The 15,427-nt window shown below is 69.4% G+C and carries 7 protein-coding genes; 5 read left to right on the forward strand and 2 right to left on the reverse strand.

The features are described 5' to 3' along the window. Positions 1-47: 47 nt before the first annotated feature. A complete protein-coding gene (locus ABH926_RS37900; RefSeq protein WP_370370791.1) occupies positions 48-1,589 on the reverse strand; it encodes a GDSL-type esterase/lipase family protein in 1,542 nt (513 codons plus the stop codon). 78 nt (positions 1,590-1,667) lie between these two features. Beyond that, entirely contained in the window at positions 1,668-5,126 is a 3,459-nt protein-coding gene (locus ABH926_RS37905; protein WP_370370792.1) for a hypothetical protein, read from the reverse strand. Positions 5,127-5,484: 358 nt separating this feature from the next. Between ABH926_RS37905 and ABH926_RS37910 the strand changes: the two genes are divergently transcribed. The 5 genes from ABH926_RS37910 (at position 5,485) to ABH926_RS37930 (ending at position 15,413) form a co-directional block, all read left to right on the forward strand. Continuing rightward, a complete protein-coding gene (locus tag ABH926_RS37910; RefSeq protein WP_370370793.1) occupies positions 5,485-7,668 on the forward strand; it encodes a glycoside hydrolase family 42 in 2,184 nt (727 codons plus the stop codon). A 72-nt stretch (positions 7,669-7,740) separates the two neighbouring features. Further along, on the forward strand, positions 7,741-11,817 hold the full coding sequence (locus ABH926_RS37915) for a glycoside hydrolase family 3 C-terminal domain-containing protein (protein ID WP_370370794.1): 4,077 nt from the start codon (positions 7,741-7,743) through the stop codon (positions 11,815-11,817). A 48-nt stretch (positions 11,818-11,865) separates the two neighbouring features. Next, positions 11,866-13,128, forward strand: coding sequence for an ROK family protein (locus ABH926_RS37920; protein WP_370370795.1), 1,263 nt, complete (start codon positions 11,866-11,868; stop codon positions 13,126-13,128). A 175-nt stretch (positions 13,129-13,303) separates the two neighbouring features. After that, complete coding sequence (locus tag ABH926_RS37925; protein ID WP_370370796.1) at positions 13,304-14,953, forward strand: MFS transporter; 1,650 nt, start codon at positions 13,304-13,306, stop codon at positions 14,951-14,953. 10 nt (positions 14,954-14,963) lie between these two features. Then, positions 14,964-15,413 (forward strand): hypothetical protein, encoded by a 450-nt coding sequence (locus tag ABH926_RS37930; protein WP_370370797.1) that lies wholly within the window; start codon positions 14,964-14,966, stop codon positions 15,411-15,413. Positions 15,414-15,427: the final 14 nt, after the last annotated feature.

Consider the following 15,427-nt stretch of genomic DNA (forward strand, 5'->3'; position numbering starts at 1 on the left):
ATTCGGTCGGCACCGACGATAGCTCAGCCCGCGAACCGGCGCCCGCTTCAGTCCTGAATCAGATCGAACGTCTCCCAACCCCCGATCGCCGTCCGGTTCGCGATCAGCGCCGAAGCGCCCGCGTTCTCCGCCGTCACGATGTCGCCGTCGGCATGCGCCCGCAGGCTCACACCCCCGCCGACGTCGCCGAGGAGATCGAACTCCTCCCAGGGGCCGATCGCCGTCCGATTGGCGATCAGCGGCGAGGCCCCGGCGTTGTCCGCGGTCACGATGTCGCCGTTCGCGTGCGCCCGGAGACTGACGCTGCCGTCGGGATTGCTGATCAGGTCGAACGACTCCCACGGCCCCACCGCCGTCCGGTTCGCGATGAGCGGCGCGGCCCCCGCGTTGTCCGCCGTCACGATCATGCCGTTGGCATGCGCCCGGAAGCTGACGACCGGGGTGGCCGCCGGAGCACCGAACAACGCCAGGTTCACCGCGTTCGCGATCGCCTGCAGCCCGGCCTCGTTCGGGTGCAGGTGGTCGCCGCTGTCGTACGCCGGGAGGTACATGCTCGGGTTGGCCGGGTCATGCGTCGCGGCATCCTGGTCGATCACCCCGTCGCACCCGTTCCCCGAACTGCGCACCCAGGCGTTGAACGCTTCCCGCGCCGTCTCCCCCTGCTGCGTCCAGTACGCCGCACCCTGATACGGGGTCAACGTCGAGCACAGGAACTTCACCCCGTGCTGGTGCGCCAGCGAGGCCAACTGCTGAGCACCGGCGATGAGCTGGTCGGAGGACGGCGGCGGACTGGTCGAACCCAGATCGTTGATGGGATCGTCGGAGAAGATGACCCACTGCACCCCGGGCTGCCCCAGCACGTCCCGCGCGAACCGGTTGAGCGCGCTCTGCCCGGCCCCGTCGACCAGCAGCCGGTTGCCGCTGATCCCCTGGTTCAGCACCCCGATCTGATGCCCGGTCTGGGCCAGCCGCACCGCCAGGTCGTTCGGCCAGCGCCGATTCGAGTCCGCCGAGGACGCGACCCCGTCGGTGATCGACGCCCCGAGCGTCACCACAGCACCCTGCGACGTGGCGTTCTGCACGTCGAGGTTGGTCAGGAAGTAGTAGCTCCCGGTGGTCTGCGGATTGGAAAGGCCTGCGCTCCCGCTGACATCGCCGGCCGCGATGTAGTTGGTCGCCGTCCCCTGCTGGTGGTAGGTCGAAGGCCCGGTCCCGGCCGGCAGATAGACGCTGACCGCGACGTCCGACAGCGCCGGCACCGAGAACGCGATCGGATCGCTGACCGCCACGGCGCCGGACGGGACGCTCGTCGAGCTCTGGCCCGCGAACGTGACCACCCGGTCGGTCCCGGAGACGATCGACGACCCGGACGAGCGCACCGCGATGTGCACGTCGGCGATCGCCAACGGCTGCCCGCCGAACACGTTCGAGATCTGCAACCGCGCCGACGTCCCACCGATGCTGGTGCGCACGATCTGCCGCAGCGTCTGCTGGTTGAAGGAAGCGCCGCCGCTTTGCGGGGACACCGCCCAGCTACCGGTCCACGATCCGGTCGCGGCCGGAGCGGATGAGGCGGCCGAGGCTGTCACGGCAGGCATCGCAGCGGCCGCCAAAGCTGTCACGAGGGCCACGACGGCCGAAGCGACTCGGATTCTCATCGATCCCCCTCAGTCGTGGATGAGATCGAAGGATTCCCAAGGCCCGACCGCCGTGCGGTTCGCGATCAGCGGCGAGGCCCCGGCATTGTCAGCCGTCACGATGTCGCCGTCGGCATGAGCCCGGAAACTGACACTGCCGTCGGGGTTGTTGATGAGATCGAACTCCTCCCAGGGCCCGATGGCCGTGCGGTTGGCGATCAGCGGTGAGGCCCCGGCGTTGTCAGCCGTCACGATGTCGCCGTTGGCGTGCGCCCGGAAGCTCACGCTGCCGTCGGGGTTGTTGATGAGGTCGAACGTCTCCCACGTCCCCACAGACGTTCGATTCGCGATCAGCGCCGAAGCTCCCGCGTTGTCAGCCGTCACGATGTCCCCGTTGGCATGAGCCCGCAGGCTGATCGCCGAACCACCGCTGCCCGCCCCGGAAGTCGCCAGCGCGAACACGTGGATCGCCGGGGTCCCGGACGTCAGCACCCCACCGCCGGGAAGCGTCACCGAGGCCACCGACTTGCCGGCGGTCAGCGTCACCGGCACGGAGAAGATGTTCCCGGACCCGCTGTACGTCGTGTTCCCCTGCCGGTTCTGGTACGCCGAACTCACCGCCAGCGCTCCCCCGCTCGGCGGCGTCGTGGAGAACCAGTCCGGCACCGTCAGGCTGTAACTCTGGGTACTGCCATCGGTGTAGGTGACGGTGCCGGAACCGGTCGCCGGACCGTAGCTGGCCGACACCAGGAATCCGAGCGTGCCGGACCCGGACAGGCTGACGGTCTGCCCCTCGGCCACCGTGTTGTCGTTGCTGCCCGCGGCCACGTTCGGGAAGGTGAACGTGACCCCCGACGACGCGACCGAGGCGCCGGGAGCGGCGTGCGCGTTGGTCAGCGCGGTCTCGGAGAAGCTGGCGCCGCCGCCGTCGAAGCTGCCCGGCGCGGTGTTGCTGTCCGCGGTGATGCCGACGTTGTTGAACGAGGCGGCCAGGTTCGGGAACGAGACCGCCGGGTCGAGCCCGATCTGCACCTTGCCCAGGTGCTTGGCGGCTGTCGCCTTGGAACCGGTGACCTGCGCGTAGGGCAGCGAGGTGGTCGGCGCCGAGGGCTGCTCGACCAGGTAGGTCGAGCCGGCCGACACCGGCACGCTCAGCGTCCCGTTGGTGGTGGCGGCCACCACCACCGCGCCGGTCGAGCCGTTGACCACCTCGGCCTGCTTGCCGGGCCACGGGTTGCGCACGGTCAGGGTCTGCGTGCTGCCGGCCTCGATCGCCGCGGTGGCCAGCGTCCCGCCCTCGACCTGCACGTCGACCTTGCTGCCGCCCTGGATCGCCACGGTGCCCGAGCCGTCCCAGCCGGCCGGCCACGCAGGGGCGAAGCGCAGCGTCCCGTCGTAGTCCTGGGCCAGCGCCTCGTCCAGGGCGGTGGCGACAGTGGAGGACTGCTCGATGTAGGGCTCGTCGCCGGTGTTGCCATTGAACAGGTTCGCCATGCCGCTGATGTAGGCCTGGTAGTTCTGGGTGACGGTGTTCAGGTCGGCGGCGACCTCGCTGCCCAGGCCCAGGCGCGCGGCCTGGACGGCGTCGAAATTCCAGTCCGGGTTGGTCTTGTTCGGCCGGTCGTTGTACGTCCGCTGCGCCAGGGCGGTCAGGTTGTCGCCGTTGACCACGGTGTTGTCACCGATCAGGCCGTAGGGCCACACCGGCTCCAGCCCGATGTTCTCGCCGTTCTCCAGCTTCGCCGACGGCTGGTAGGAGTCGGCGATCACGTCAGTGCCCTCGGCATCGATGTTCGCCGTCGCGGACGCCGACGTCGGCTGCGGGTTCAGCAGCGACGTAAGACCCGAGTCGGTCCGCGCGTACGGCTCGATCTGCCCGAGCGCCGTGTTCAGCTGCGAGACCAGGGACGGGTCGGAGTTCAGCTGCGTCGCGGCCTTCACGGTCGCGCTGAACAGCGCCTGGCTCGCGGCCAGATCGGTGGTCGGATCGGTGACCGCCCACTGCGTCTCGTGCGCGTTCGCCGTGGCGTGCAGGAAGTTGTCCGAGCCGACGCTCTGGTCGGCCAGCAGGAACGTCGCGGTCTGCTTCAGGATCGGGTAGTACTTCTGCAGGAAGCTGACATTCCCGGTGTCCTGGTACTGCTGCCACACCCACAGCGCGATCTCCGCGCCGCTGGTCAGCGTCAGCGCGTTGTAGCTGGGACTGGAGGCCTGCGCGCAGGAGGCGTTCTGCGTGTTGGTGCCGCCGTTGTAGAAGCCGTTGCCGTTGAAGCGCATGGTCTCCGGTACGCAGGCACCGGCCTTGCCGCCCATCTGCGCGCTCGTCCAGGACTCGATGTTCGGCAGATCGTTGAGATACATGTCGAAGATCGGCGTGTTGAGCGCGAAGTTGCCGGAGCTGATGTTCGCGGCGAGCTGCCCGCGCAGGTTCCACAGCCAGTACCCGGCCGGGTACCAGTCCTGTTTGTCCTGGCTGAAGTTGAACAGGTCCGCGACGCCGGCCTGGCTGCCGGGGTACGTGCCGGCGTGCATCGTCGCGGCCTCGAAGTAGAGGTAGAGCGTGCGCAGGTTCTCCATGTACTGCGCGGTGCCGTCGGAGGAGTTCATCTCGATCAGGCCGCTGTTGTGCCAGTAGTTGTTCCACCACGACGCCTGCGTGCCGAGCAGCGAGGACGTGCTCGCCGTGGTGTCGCCGCCGATGACGCTGTTCGCGGTGCCCGTCGGATCACCGCCGGTCCACTGCGGCGAGGCGACGACGACCCGGAACGACCCGTCCGCGTTGGGCTTGAAGCCGACCTGGACCTGCGTGGACTTCACCACGGACGCCGTGACGCCCTGCCCTGCGGCGGTGACCGCGGCCATCGCCCCGAAGGTCTGCCCGGAGCTGCCGGTCTGCGAGTCGTCCACCCACGTCTGCGCCAGGCTGGCGACGGTTCCCGAGGCGGCCGTGGCCGGCGAGCGCCCGCTCCACAGGCTCAGCGTCGCAGTCTGCTGCGACGCCGGGTTGGCCCCGGTCACATCGACGACGAGTTCGTCCTTGCCCGCGGGCACCCACGCCTTGAGCGTCATCCCGCCGCCGGACTCGGTGAGCACCCCGTTGTACAGGTCCAGCGAGCCCGTGAAGTTCGAGGCGGAGGTCATCGCGGTGAGCCCGGGGATGTTCAGCTGCCCCGGCGAGAGCCGGTTCGGCATGGTGTCGCTGCGGTTGAGCTGTGCGGTGAACCCGTTGGCGGCCCATTCGGCGACGCCGAGCGAGCCGTTGCCCAGCGGCAGGGACTGGGTGTTGGCGGTGTTGGGCTGCCCCAGGACGACGTCGGAGCGCGAGACGACCCCGCCGGCGTCCAGCTGGAACGCGCCGTTCTGCCAGGCGGTGGTGGCGGCAGCCGCGGCCGCCGGCGGGGCCAGGCCGCCGGTGAGGAAGGCCGGGGTGGCGACGAGCACGGCGGCCACGGCGACGGACAGACGGGGACGGGCTTTGAGACTGGACACGAGCGCTCCCTGGATGCGGCGTGTGAGGACGCCGTCACGGCGAAGACATCGGAGGTGTTGTAGCGCACGATGACGCCGACGTCCAGGTGTCCGGGGAGTTCCGCAACTCTTTGCTACGTCCAGCTCATGTTTTTTCGAGAACTGATCAGATGGTTACGGAGCAGCTCGGGCACCGCACACCGCGATTGGCACCGGTCACACCCACTAGATCCATACTTAGTCTTTACTCTTGAGGCCATTGCCATGAGAACCCTGATGTTGTTTTAGTGTTACGCATAAGTCAAGCGTCCCGCACAGGCGTTCCGCCGCCCATTGTCTGGTTGCTGGCACCTGGGCCCAGTCATCGGATGTATCCACCATGAGAATGAGGGCACTGTCCTTCCTGGCAGCCTGCGCGCTGGCTGCGACCCCCTGGCTCGGCACCGCCTCCGCGGCCCCGGCACAGGCCGCACAGACCACCCCGGCCGTGGCAGCGGCGGGCCCGATGTGGGCCACGCAGCTCCAGTTCGACGACAACGGGACCGCGTGGTCGCAGGCCAGCTTCGCGGCGCTGAAGGCGAAAGGCCTGACCTCCGCGGAGATCGACATGCCGTGGGGCACGATCGAGCCGTCGCAGAACAGCTTCAGCTTCACCGAGCTCGACCAGGAGCTGGCGAACGCCTCCGCCGCCGGGATCAAGCTCATCCCGATCTTCTGGTACTCCGGTTGGGGCGGCAGCCCGGCTTCCTGGGTCACCGGCCGCGAGGTCGACAGCTCCGGGGCCAGCAGCCCGGCACCGGTGTGGTGGGACCCGGTGTATCAGCCCGCATACTTCGACTACGTCACCAAGACGGTCGCGCACATTGCCGGGAGCGCCGGCTACGGCGGCAGCATCCTGGACTACGGATTCCTCGACGCGCAGTGGGACATCAACGGCGGCGCCTCGGGGTGGGCCCAGGCCGACCTCGACGAGTTCCACAGCACCTACCTGCCGAACACCTACGGCACCATCGCGGCGTTCAACAGCAAGTATCAGACCTCTTACGCGAACTTCAGCGCCGTCCCGGCCGCGGCCGTCGGCCAGCCGCTGTGGGGCGTCTATCAGGCCTTCCGAGCGTGGAGCGTGCAGGACACCTATGGCCGGCTCACCGCGGCGGTCCGCGCAGTCACCGCCTCGACGCCGCTGTACTACTACTTCGGCGGGCACTTCGGCAACGCGGTGAACTACGCCAACATCCCCGACATCTTCTTCAGCCTGGCCAAGCAGTACACCGCCACGGTGATCGTCGATGCCGCGCAGTCCCCGGGCCTGGCGCTGACCTTCGGCGCCCTGGCGCGCGCCTACGGCGTTCCGCTGGCGCAGGAGTGGACGGCGCCGAGTGACAGCACGCAGCTGTCCGCGCAGGCGGTGCAGTGGCTGTCGAACTACGCCATGGGTCTGCCCGAAGGCGGCGGCGAGGACTTCTTCATCCACGACGGGACCCAGAAGGACGTCGTGGGCTGGCCGATCTACACCTCCTGGGTGCCGACGCTGCGGACCATCACCGGCGCCTACCCGCAGCAGCCGGTAGCCGTCTACATGGACTTCTCGCAGGCCTACGGCAACACCTCAGGCGGCGCCGTGAACGCCATGGAAGACGCGATCAGCAGCCTGTGGGACGGCTACCAGGCCGGGTTCGCCGTCGTCACCAGCCAGGAGGTGGCCGACGGGACGGTGAAGCTGTCGGCGTACAAGGCGATCCTGCCGATGAACGGCCCCGATGCGAACGTGAGCGCCTACCAGGCCGCCGGCGGAACGGTGCTGAGCAACGGATCCCAGCTCGCTTCTTACGCACCGGCCTACGCGACCCTGGCCAACAGCGGCGTGCTTCAGGTCGTTCCGGCCGTCGCCGCAAGCGGTACCAGCGCGACGGTGACGCTGGCGGACGTCACCTCCGGGACCGCCTACAACGCCGCCGTCACCTTCCACTTCGCCGGGCTCGGGATGACGGCCGGGAGCTACCACGTCGTGGACGCCGGCGGGAACACGGTGCCGCAGGCGGCGGTCAGCGGCGGCATCTGCACGGCGCCGAACATCTCGGCCGCGCAGCTCGTGCAATGGAACATCGTCGCCGGGGCGGCTCCGGCCGGTACGCCGGTCCCGGCGGCGTGCGGTGGCAGCAGCGGTACTCCGGTGATCAGCCTGCGGGCGCACGCGAACGGCGACATCGTCACGGCCGACAACGCCGGCGCCGCGCCGCTGATCGCCAACCGCACCGCGATCGGCACGTGGGAGCAGTTCGACCTCATCACCGACTCCGACGGCAGCGTCAGCTTCCGGGCTCACGCCAACGGCGACATCGTCACCGCGGAGAACGCCGGCGCGTCGTCGCTGATCGCGAACCGGACCGCGATCGGGCCGTGGGAGGAGTTCGACCTGATCCACAACTCCGACGGCAGCGTCAGCTTCCGGGCTCATGCCAACGGCGACATCGTGACGGCCGAGAACGCCGGGGCCGCCCCGTTGATCGCCAACCGCACCGCCATCGGCCCCTGGGAGGAATTCGACCTGATCAACGACTAGCAGCAGAGCCCTGAGAACCCCCGCGCGTCTTTCCCCGCTCCATCCCCCGCCACCGAGCTCGGAGTCGAGTCGATGAGACGAACCACCCCCCACCGCCGCAAGCTGCTGGCCGCAGGATCGGCCGTCGTTCTGGCCTGCGGCTTCGCGGCGTCCGTGACCAGCGTCGCGGCCGCCCCTAAAAGTGTTGCCGCGACACCCGCCGCCAGCAGCACGCCGATCTACCTGAACACCAGCTACTCCTTCCAGGCCCGCGCCGCCGACCTGGTCTCCCGCATGACGCTGGCGGAAAAGGCCGCGCAGCTGAACACCACCAGCGCGCCGGCGATCCCGCGCCTGGGCGTGCAGCAGTACACGTACCAGGCCGAGGCGCAGCACGGCATCAACTATCTGGGTGCCGACCAGAGCAGCGGCAGCGCCGCGGGCAACCCGCCGGTGGCGACCAGCTTCCCGACGAACTTCGCCTCCTCGATGTCCTGGGACCCGGCGCTGGTCTACCAGGAGACGACGGCGATCTCGGACGAGGCGCGCGGCCTGGTGGACAAGTCGCTGTTCGGCACCGGGCAGAACAACCTCGGGCCCTCGGCGAGCGACTACGGCTCGCTGACGTTCTGGGCCCCGACGGTCAACCTGGACCGGGATCCGCGCTGGGGCCGCACGGACGAGGCGTTCGGTGAGGACCCGTACCTGGTCGGGCAGATGGCCGGGGCGTTCATCAACGGCTTCCAGGGCAACTCGATGACCGGCCAGTCGCTGAACGGCTATCTGAAAGCCGGCGCCACGGCCAAGCACTACGCCCTGAACAACGTGGAACAGAACCGGACCGGCATCTCCTCCAACGTCAGCGACACCGACCTGCGCGACTACTACACCAAGCAGTTCGCGTCCCTGATCGAGAACGCGCATGTATCAGGCCTGATGACCTCCTACAACGCGATCAACGGCACGCCCTCGGTCGCCGACACCTACACCACTAACCAGCTCGCGCAGCGCACCTATGGCTTCAACGGCTATATCACCTCCGACTGCGGCGCGGTCGGCACCACGTACCGCAACCCGCCGGCCGGCCACGCCTGGGCCCCGCCGGGTTGGAGCACCGACGACGGCGACACCAACGCGATCTGGACCAATACCTCCACCGGTGCGAAGATCTCCGGCGCGGCCGGCGGCGAGGCGTACTCGCTGCGCGCCGGCACCCAGGTCAACTGCGGCGGCGACGAGTTCTCGCTGCAGAACATCCAGGCCGCGATCAACGCCGGGATCCTGTCGGAGGGCGTCATCGACGCCGACCTGACCAAGCTGTTCACGATCCGCATGGAGACCGGCGAGTTCGACCCGGCTTCGCAGGTCCCTTACACCAGCATCACCAAGGCGCAGATCCAGAGCCCGGCGCACCAGGCGCTGGCCACCACGGTCGCCGACAATTCGCTGGTGCTGCTGAAGAACGGCAACGTCTCGGGGACCAGCACGCCGCTGCTGCCGGCGAACGCCAGCAAGCTGAACAACGTGGTCATCCTCGGCGACATGGCGAACACGGTGACGCTCGGCGACTACTCCGGGGCGCCGTCGCTCCAGGTGAACGCCGTGCAGGGCCTGACCACCGCGATCAAGGCGGCGAATCCGAACGCGAACATCCTGTTCGACGCCGCCGGCACCTCCAGCACCGCGACCGGAGCCGCGACGCTCAGCAGCGCGACGCAGACCGCGATCAAGAACGCCGATCTGGTCGTGATGTTCGTCGGCACCAACCAGAACAACGCCCAGGAGGGCAACGACCGGACCACGCTGAACATGCCGGGCAACTACGACTCGCTGATCACGCAGACCACCGCGCTGGGCAACCCGAAGACCGCGCTGGTCGTGCAGTCCGACGGCCCGGTGAAGATCAGCGACGTGGACGGGAACATCCCGGCGGTCGTGTTCAGCGGCTACAACGGCGAGAGCCAGGGCACTGCTTTGGCCGACGTCCTGCTCGGCAAGCAGAACCCGAGCGGGCACCTGAACTTCACCTGGTACGCCGACGACTCGCAGCTTCCTGCGATGAGCAACTACGGCCTCACTCCCGGCGACACCAGCGGTCTGGGCCGGACCTACCAGTACTTCACCGGCACGCCGACCTACCCCTTCGGCTACGGCCTGAGCTACTCGAACTTCTCCTACTCCCCCGCGACCGTCGACAACGCCAGTCCGAACGCCGACGGCACGGTCAACGTCAGCTTCACCGTCACCAACTCCGGGAGCACCGCCGGCGCGACCGTGGCCCAGTTGTACGCCGCGACGCAGTTCACGGTCTCCGGGGTGCAGCTGCCGAACAAGCGGCTGGTGGGCTTCCAGAAGACAGGCGTCCTGAACCCGGGCGCCTCGCAGAAGGTCACCATTCCGGTGAAGATCAGCGACCTGTCTTTCTGGGACGCCACGAACATGAAGTCCGTGGTCTATGACGGCAGCTACGCCTTGCAGGTCGGCGCCAGCTCCTCCGACATCCGCTCTTCGGTGAACGTGGCGGTGTCCGGAGCCATCACGCCGAAGATGCAGTACGTGACCGTGCAGCCGGAGAGCGTCGTGTACAACGCCGGCTCGACCATCGACCTGACCGGCAAGAACCAGTGGATCAAGGACGACACCACCGGCGTCGGCTCGGTGTCGCAGGGCCGGAACATGAGTGTCACGGCGGACAACGTCATCGAGGCCGTCGACAACGACCAGTCGTTCGTGAACCTGGCCGGCGCCTCGGTGAGCTACAGCAGCAGCGATCCGACGGTGGCCACGGTCAGCAGCACCGGTCAGGTGCACGCGGTCGGCGACGGCACGGCGCTGATCAGCGTCACGGTCAACGGTGTCACCGGGACCGCGCCGATCGTGGTGCGGCACACGCTGAGCCTGGCGGCCCCGGCGCTGATCACGGCCGGCGGCACCGGGACCGCGACGACGACGTTCGTCAACGGCGGCACCGCCGCGGAGAGCAACGTCGCCGTCTCGCTGAGCCTGCCCTCCGGCTGGAGCGCGCAGGCCACCACGCCGTCGACGTTCGGCAGCGTCGCCGGCGGGCAGTCGGTGCAGACCACGTGGAAGGTGAGTGCGCCGGCGGGCACGGCGCCGGGGCCGTACGCGCTGTCGGCGCAAGCAACGGTTAGCGGCACCGGGCCGTACAGCGACTCCGGGACGATGAACGTCGCTTACGCGTCGCTGAACGCCGCTTTCAACAACGTCGGCATCACCGATGACAGCAGCACGGCGGCCGGGAACCTGGACGGCGGCGGGACGAGCTATTCCTCGCAGGCACTGAACACGGCCGCCGGGATCACGCCCGGGGCGACGCTCACGCATGACGGCGCCACCATCCCCTGGCCGAACGTGGCCGCCGGGACGAACGACGACATCGTGGCCTCGGGACAGACCATCCCGGTCTCCGGCTCCGGCACCACTCTCTCCATCATCGGGACATCAACCTACGGGTCGTCCTCCGGCAGCGGGACCATCATCTACACCGATGGCAGTACCCAGAGTTACAGCCTGGGCTTCGCCGACTGGTGGTCGACCTCCGCTGCTCAGGGGACTGACTTCATCGCGAACCCGGCCTACATCAACGGCGGCAGCGGCAAGATCACGCAGGCCGTGAACCTTTCCTACGCGGCGATTCCGTTGCAAGCCGGGAAGACGGTTGAGGACGTGGTGCTGCCGAATGTGAGTGCCAGTGCGGTGCGCAGTTCGGTGTCGATGCACATCTTCGATGTGTCGGTGTCGGGCTCATCCTCAAGCTCAGTGATCAGCCTGCGGGCTCACGCCAACAGCGACATCGTCACCGCCGACAACGCCGGGGCCTCCCCGCTGATCGCCAACCGCACCGCCGTTGGACCGTGGGAGTCCTTCGACCTCATCACCAACTCCGATGGCAGCGTCAGCTTCCGGGCTCATGCCAACGGGGACATCGTCACCGCCGACAACGCGGGCGCCGCGCCACTCATCGCCAACCGCACCGCCATCGGACCCTGGGAGGAGTTCGACCTGATCCACAATTCCGACGGCAGCGTCAGCTTCCGCGCTCACGCCAACGGCGACATCGTCACCGCCGACAACGCCGGGGCCGCGCCACTCATCGCCAACCGCACCGCCATCGGACCCTGGGAGGAGTTCGACCTGATCCACGACTAAGCCAGGTCTGGGCTGATTCAAATCTCGGCGGCGCGGTGGCCGTAGCATGTGTGCCACCCAGAACTACCCGAGGAGTGCATCGTCGCCGCGCCGCCGAACCTGCGAGAAGAGGGCCGCCTGCGCGTCCTCCAGGTCCTGCTCGCCAGCAGCACCACCAGTCGCCCGGAACTGGTCCGGCTCACCGGACTGTCCCGGGCGACGGTGTCCGTCCTGGTCTCCGATCTGATCGCGGCCGGGCTGGTCGTCGAGGAGAACGGAGCGAGCGGGGCCGGCGGGGCGGGCGGCTCGGCGGACGCCGAGATCCGCTCGATGGGGCGTCCCGCACTACCCCTGGCGCTGAACCGCTCGGTCGCCTACGCCATCGGCGCGGACATCGGGCACGCGCATGTACGGGTCGCGTTGTGCGACGTGCACGGCACACCGGTGTGGGAGACCAGCGAGGCCAAGGAGGTCGACCGCGCCCCGCACGAGACCCTCGACCTCGCCGCCGACCTGGTGCGCCGCGCCATGGCCGAGAACGGCGTCCCGCGCGAGCGGGTACTGGGCCTCGGCGTCGGCATCGCAGCCCCCGTGGACGCCGACGGCGCCCTGTCCGCCGAGGGCATCATGCCCGGCTGGACCGGCATCCGCCCCGGCCCCGAACTGGAGCGCCGCACCGGCCTGGCCACCGAGATGACGAACGACGCGAACGCCGGAGCCCTGGCCGAGCACATGTACGGAGCCGGCCGCGACGTCGAGGACATGGTCTACATCCGGCTCTCGGCAGGAATCGGCGCGGGCGTCATCGCCGCCGGCGCGCTGCAACTGGGAGCCGGCGGCCTGGCCGGCGAGATCGGCCACCTGCCCGCCGTCCGCGACGGCCTGGTCTGCCGCTGCGGCAACCGCGGCTGCCTGGAGACCATAGCGAGCCCGGTGGCCGTGGCCCGCCTGCTCCAGGACAGCTGGGGCGAGCCGGTGGCGCCGTCAGACCTGCCGGCCCTGCTCGCCGCCGGCACCCCCGGCATGGCCCGGGTGGTGGAGGACACCGGCGAGGCCGTCGGCCGGGCACTGGCGGCGCTGGTGACACTGCTGAACCCCCGGCTGATCGTGGTCGGCGGCGACCTGGCCGCCATCGGCGAACCCCTGTTCGAGCCCCTGCGGCGCGGCATCGCACGCTCCGCCCTGCCCTCGGCCGCACGGCAGGTCGCGGTGGTCGCCGGCCGACTCGGCTCCAGCGCCGAGGTGCGCGGGGCTGCGGCGCGGGTGCTGGCGCGGGCGGCGCAGACGCTGGCGGTGATGAGTGGGGCGGAGGCGGCGGAGCTTCTGCCGTAGGGCTTGGCCTGGGTGTGACTGGTGCGGCTTGTTCGTGGGTTGACAGTCAAAGGCGATTTTCAGTGCTCGCAGAGGATTAAGAAGAGCTTTCAATACCACAGCCCAACCGCACCGACCCCACCAACCCGCACCCCGATAAATGGCACCACCCCAACCTCCCGCGCAACAATCCGGTGTGAACGATTCCGCCGCCCCCGCCCCCAGCGGCCCGCCCAGCGCCTCCCCCGCCCCAGCGCCCACCGCGGCCCCCAGCCCCTGGGCGCCGATGCGGGACCGCATCTTCCGCATCCTGTGGCTGGCCCAGCTGGGCAGCAACGTCGGTTCCTGGATGCAGACCGTCGGAGCGCAGTGGCTGCTGGTCTCGCACCACTCCTCGACCACCCTCGTCGCGGCCGTACAGACCGCCAGCCTGCTCCCCGTCATGCTCCTCTCGCTCCCGGCCGGGGTCATGGCCGACGTGCTCGACCGTCGACGTCTCCTGATCTACCTCCAGCTGGGCATGGCGCTGGTCGCCGGTGTGCTGGCGTGGCTGACCGCGGCCGGTCTGACGACCCCGACGGTGCTGCTGGCGCTGACCTTCCTGCTCGGCTGCGGGCAGGCGTTCGTCGGGCCGGCGTGGCAGGCGATCCAGCCGGAGCTGGTTCCCCGCGAGCAGATCCCGGCCGCCGCGACGCTCGGCAGCCTGACGGTCAACCTCGCCCGCGCTGTCGGGCCGGCGGTCGCCGGGTTCCTGGTGGCGGCGTCCGGGGCGGCGCTCGTGTTCGCGATCAACGCGGTGTCGTTCTTGTTCGTGGTGGCGGCGGTGACGGTGTGGCGGAGGGCGCCGCAGGCCGGTAGCGGGCATCCCGAGCGTGCGCTGGCCGCTTTGCGTGCCGGGAACCGGTACGTGCGCAACGCGCCGTCGCCGCGGCGGATCTTGTTGCGTGCGGCGCTGTTCGTCGTGCCCGGGAGTGCCCTGTGGGCGCTGCTGCCGGTGGTGGCCAGTTCCCGGCTCGCGCTCGGAGCCGGCGGGTACGGTGTGCTGCTGGCGGCGTTGGGCGTCGGGGCCGTGGTCGGGGCGTTCACGCTGTCGTGGTTGAACACGGTGCTGTCGCCGAATCGGCTGCTGGCGGCGTCCGCCGTGGTGTTCGCGATCGGCACGTTGGTCCTCGGTGTGACGACGGACAAGGCGGCCGTGGTGATCGTCATGGTCCCCACCGGCGTGGCGTGGCTGGCTTCGCTGTCGACGCTCAACTCGGCCCTGCAACTGTCGCTGCCGGCGTGGGTACGGGCCCGCGCGCTGGCCGTGTACCTGCTGGTGTTCATGGGCGGCCAGGCGATCGGCTCGCTCGTCTGGGGCGCGCTGGCCGGGCCGCTGGGCATCACCACGACGCTGGTGATCGCGGCGGCCCTGCTCGGGGCGGCGGCGGTGAGCGTGCGCTGGCTGCCGCTGCTCGCGCTGACCGGCAAGCTCGACCGCACCACGGACGCGCACTGGCCGGACCCGCACCTCGTGTTCGAACCCGAGCTCGACAGCGGCCCCATCGTGGTGGTGAAGCGGTACCACGTCGCCCCGGCCGACGAGCCCGAGTTCCGCCAGGCGATCAACCGCGTCGGCCTGTCCCGGCGGCGCACCGGCGCGACGCGGTGGGGCGTCTTCCGCGACGGCGACGAGGCGCAGACCTTCGTCGAGGTCTTCGAGGTGCCCTCCTGGCAGGAGCACCAGGACCAGCGATCGATCCGGCTGACCGGCGCCGACTCGGAGTTCGAGGAGCGGGCGAACCGGCTGTCGGAGCCCGCGCCGACGGTGGAGCACCTGCTGCCGGCCGAGGATCGGGGCGCGTAGACACCGCCGTATGCTGTGCGCACCGGAGTCGGGGGAGGCAATCGTGGCTGGCTGGATCGTGCTCGTGAGGCATCAAGGTTGGGCTCTGTGGGATCCGCGATTCGCGGTACTCATCGACGGCAAGCGGACGGCCAGAATCGCCCGCGGCGAAACTCGGGACTTCACGGTCGAAGCCGGCGTGCACCGGATGCGCGTGAGGCAGCTCGGGTACTCGTCGAGGACGCTTGAGGTGAGCGTGGCCGACGGCGAGACGGTGGTCGTGCGGACTCGCATGCGCTTCTGGGCGAGCTACCTGACCAACCTGTTCGCCTCCCTCACAGGCGGCGTCGGCTTCTGGCTGTTCGCCCAGGGACCGACGCCCGCGAACGTGATCGGGTTCAGCATCGGCGTGGTGGGGCTCGTGACCCTGCTGGCTTTGCGGATCGCGCTCAGCCTGCGCTCGGACCCGGTCGCGCCCTGAGGCGACGACCGGGA

The organism is Catenulispora sp. GP43, from assembly GCF_041260665.1.
Taxonomy (GTDB): domain Bacteria; phylum Actinomycetota; class Actinomycetes; order Streptomycetales; family Catenulisporaceae; genus Catenulispora.

What these genes read in the sequence shown, in the direction of transcription:
- ABH926_RS37915 (WP_370370794.1), top strand. Translation starts at nt 7,741, where the DNA reads ATGAGACGAACCACCCCCCACCGCCGCAAGCTGCTGGCCGCAGGATCG.
- ABH926_RS37930 (WP_370370797.1), top strand. Translation starts at nt 14,964, where the DNA reads ATGCTGTGCGCACCGGAGTCGGGGGAGGCAATCGTGGCTGGCTGGATC.
- ABH926_RS37910 (WP_370370793.1), top strand. Translation starts at nt 5,485, where the DNA reads ATGAGAATGAGGGCACTGTCCTTCCTGGCAGCCTGCGCGCTGGCTGCG.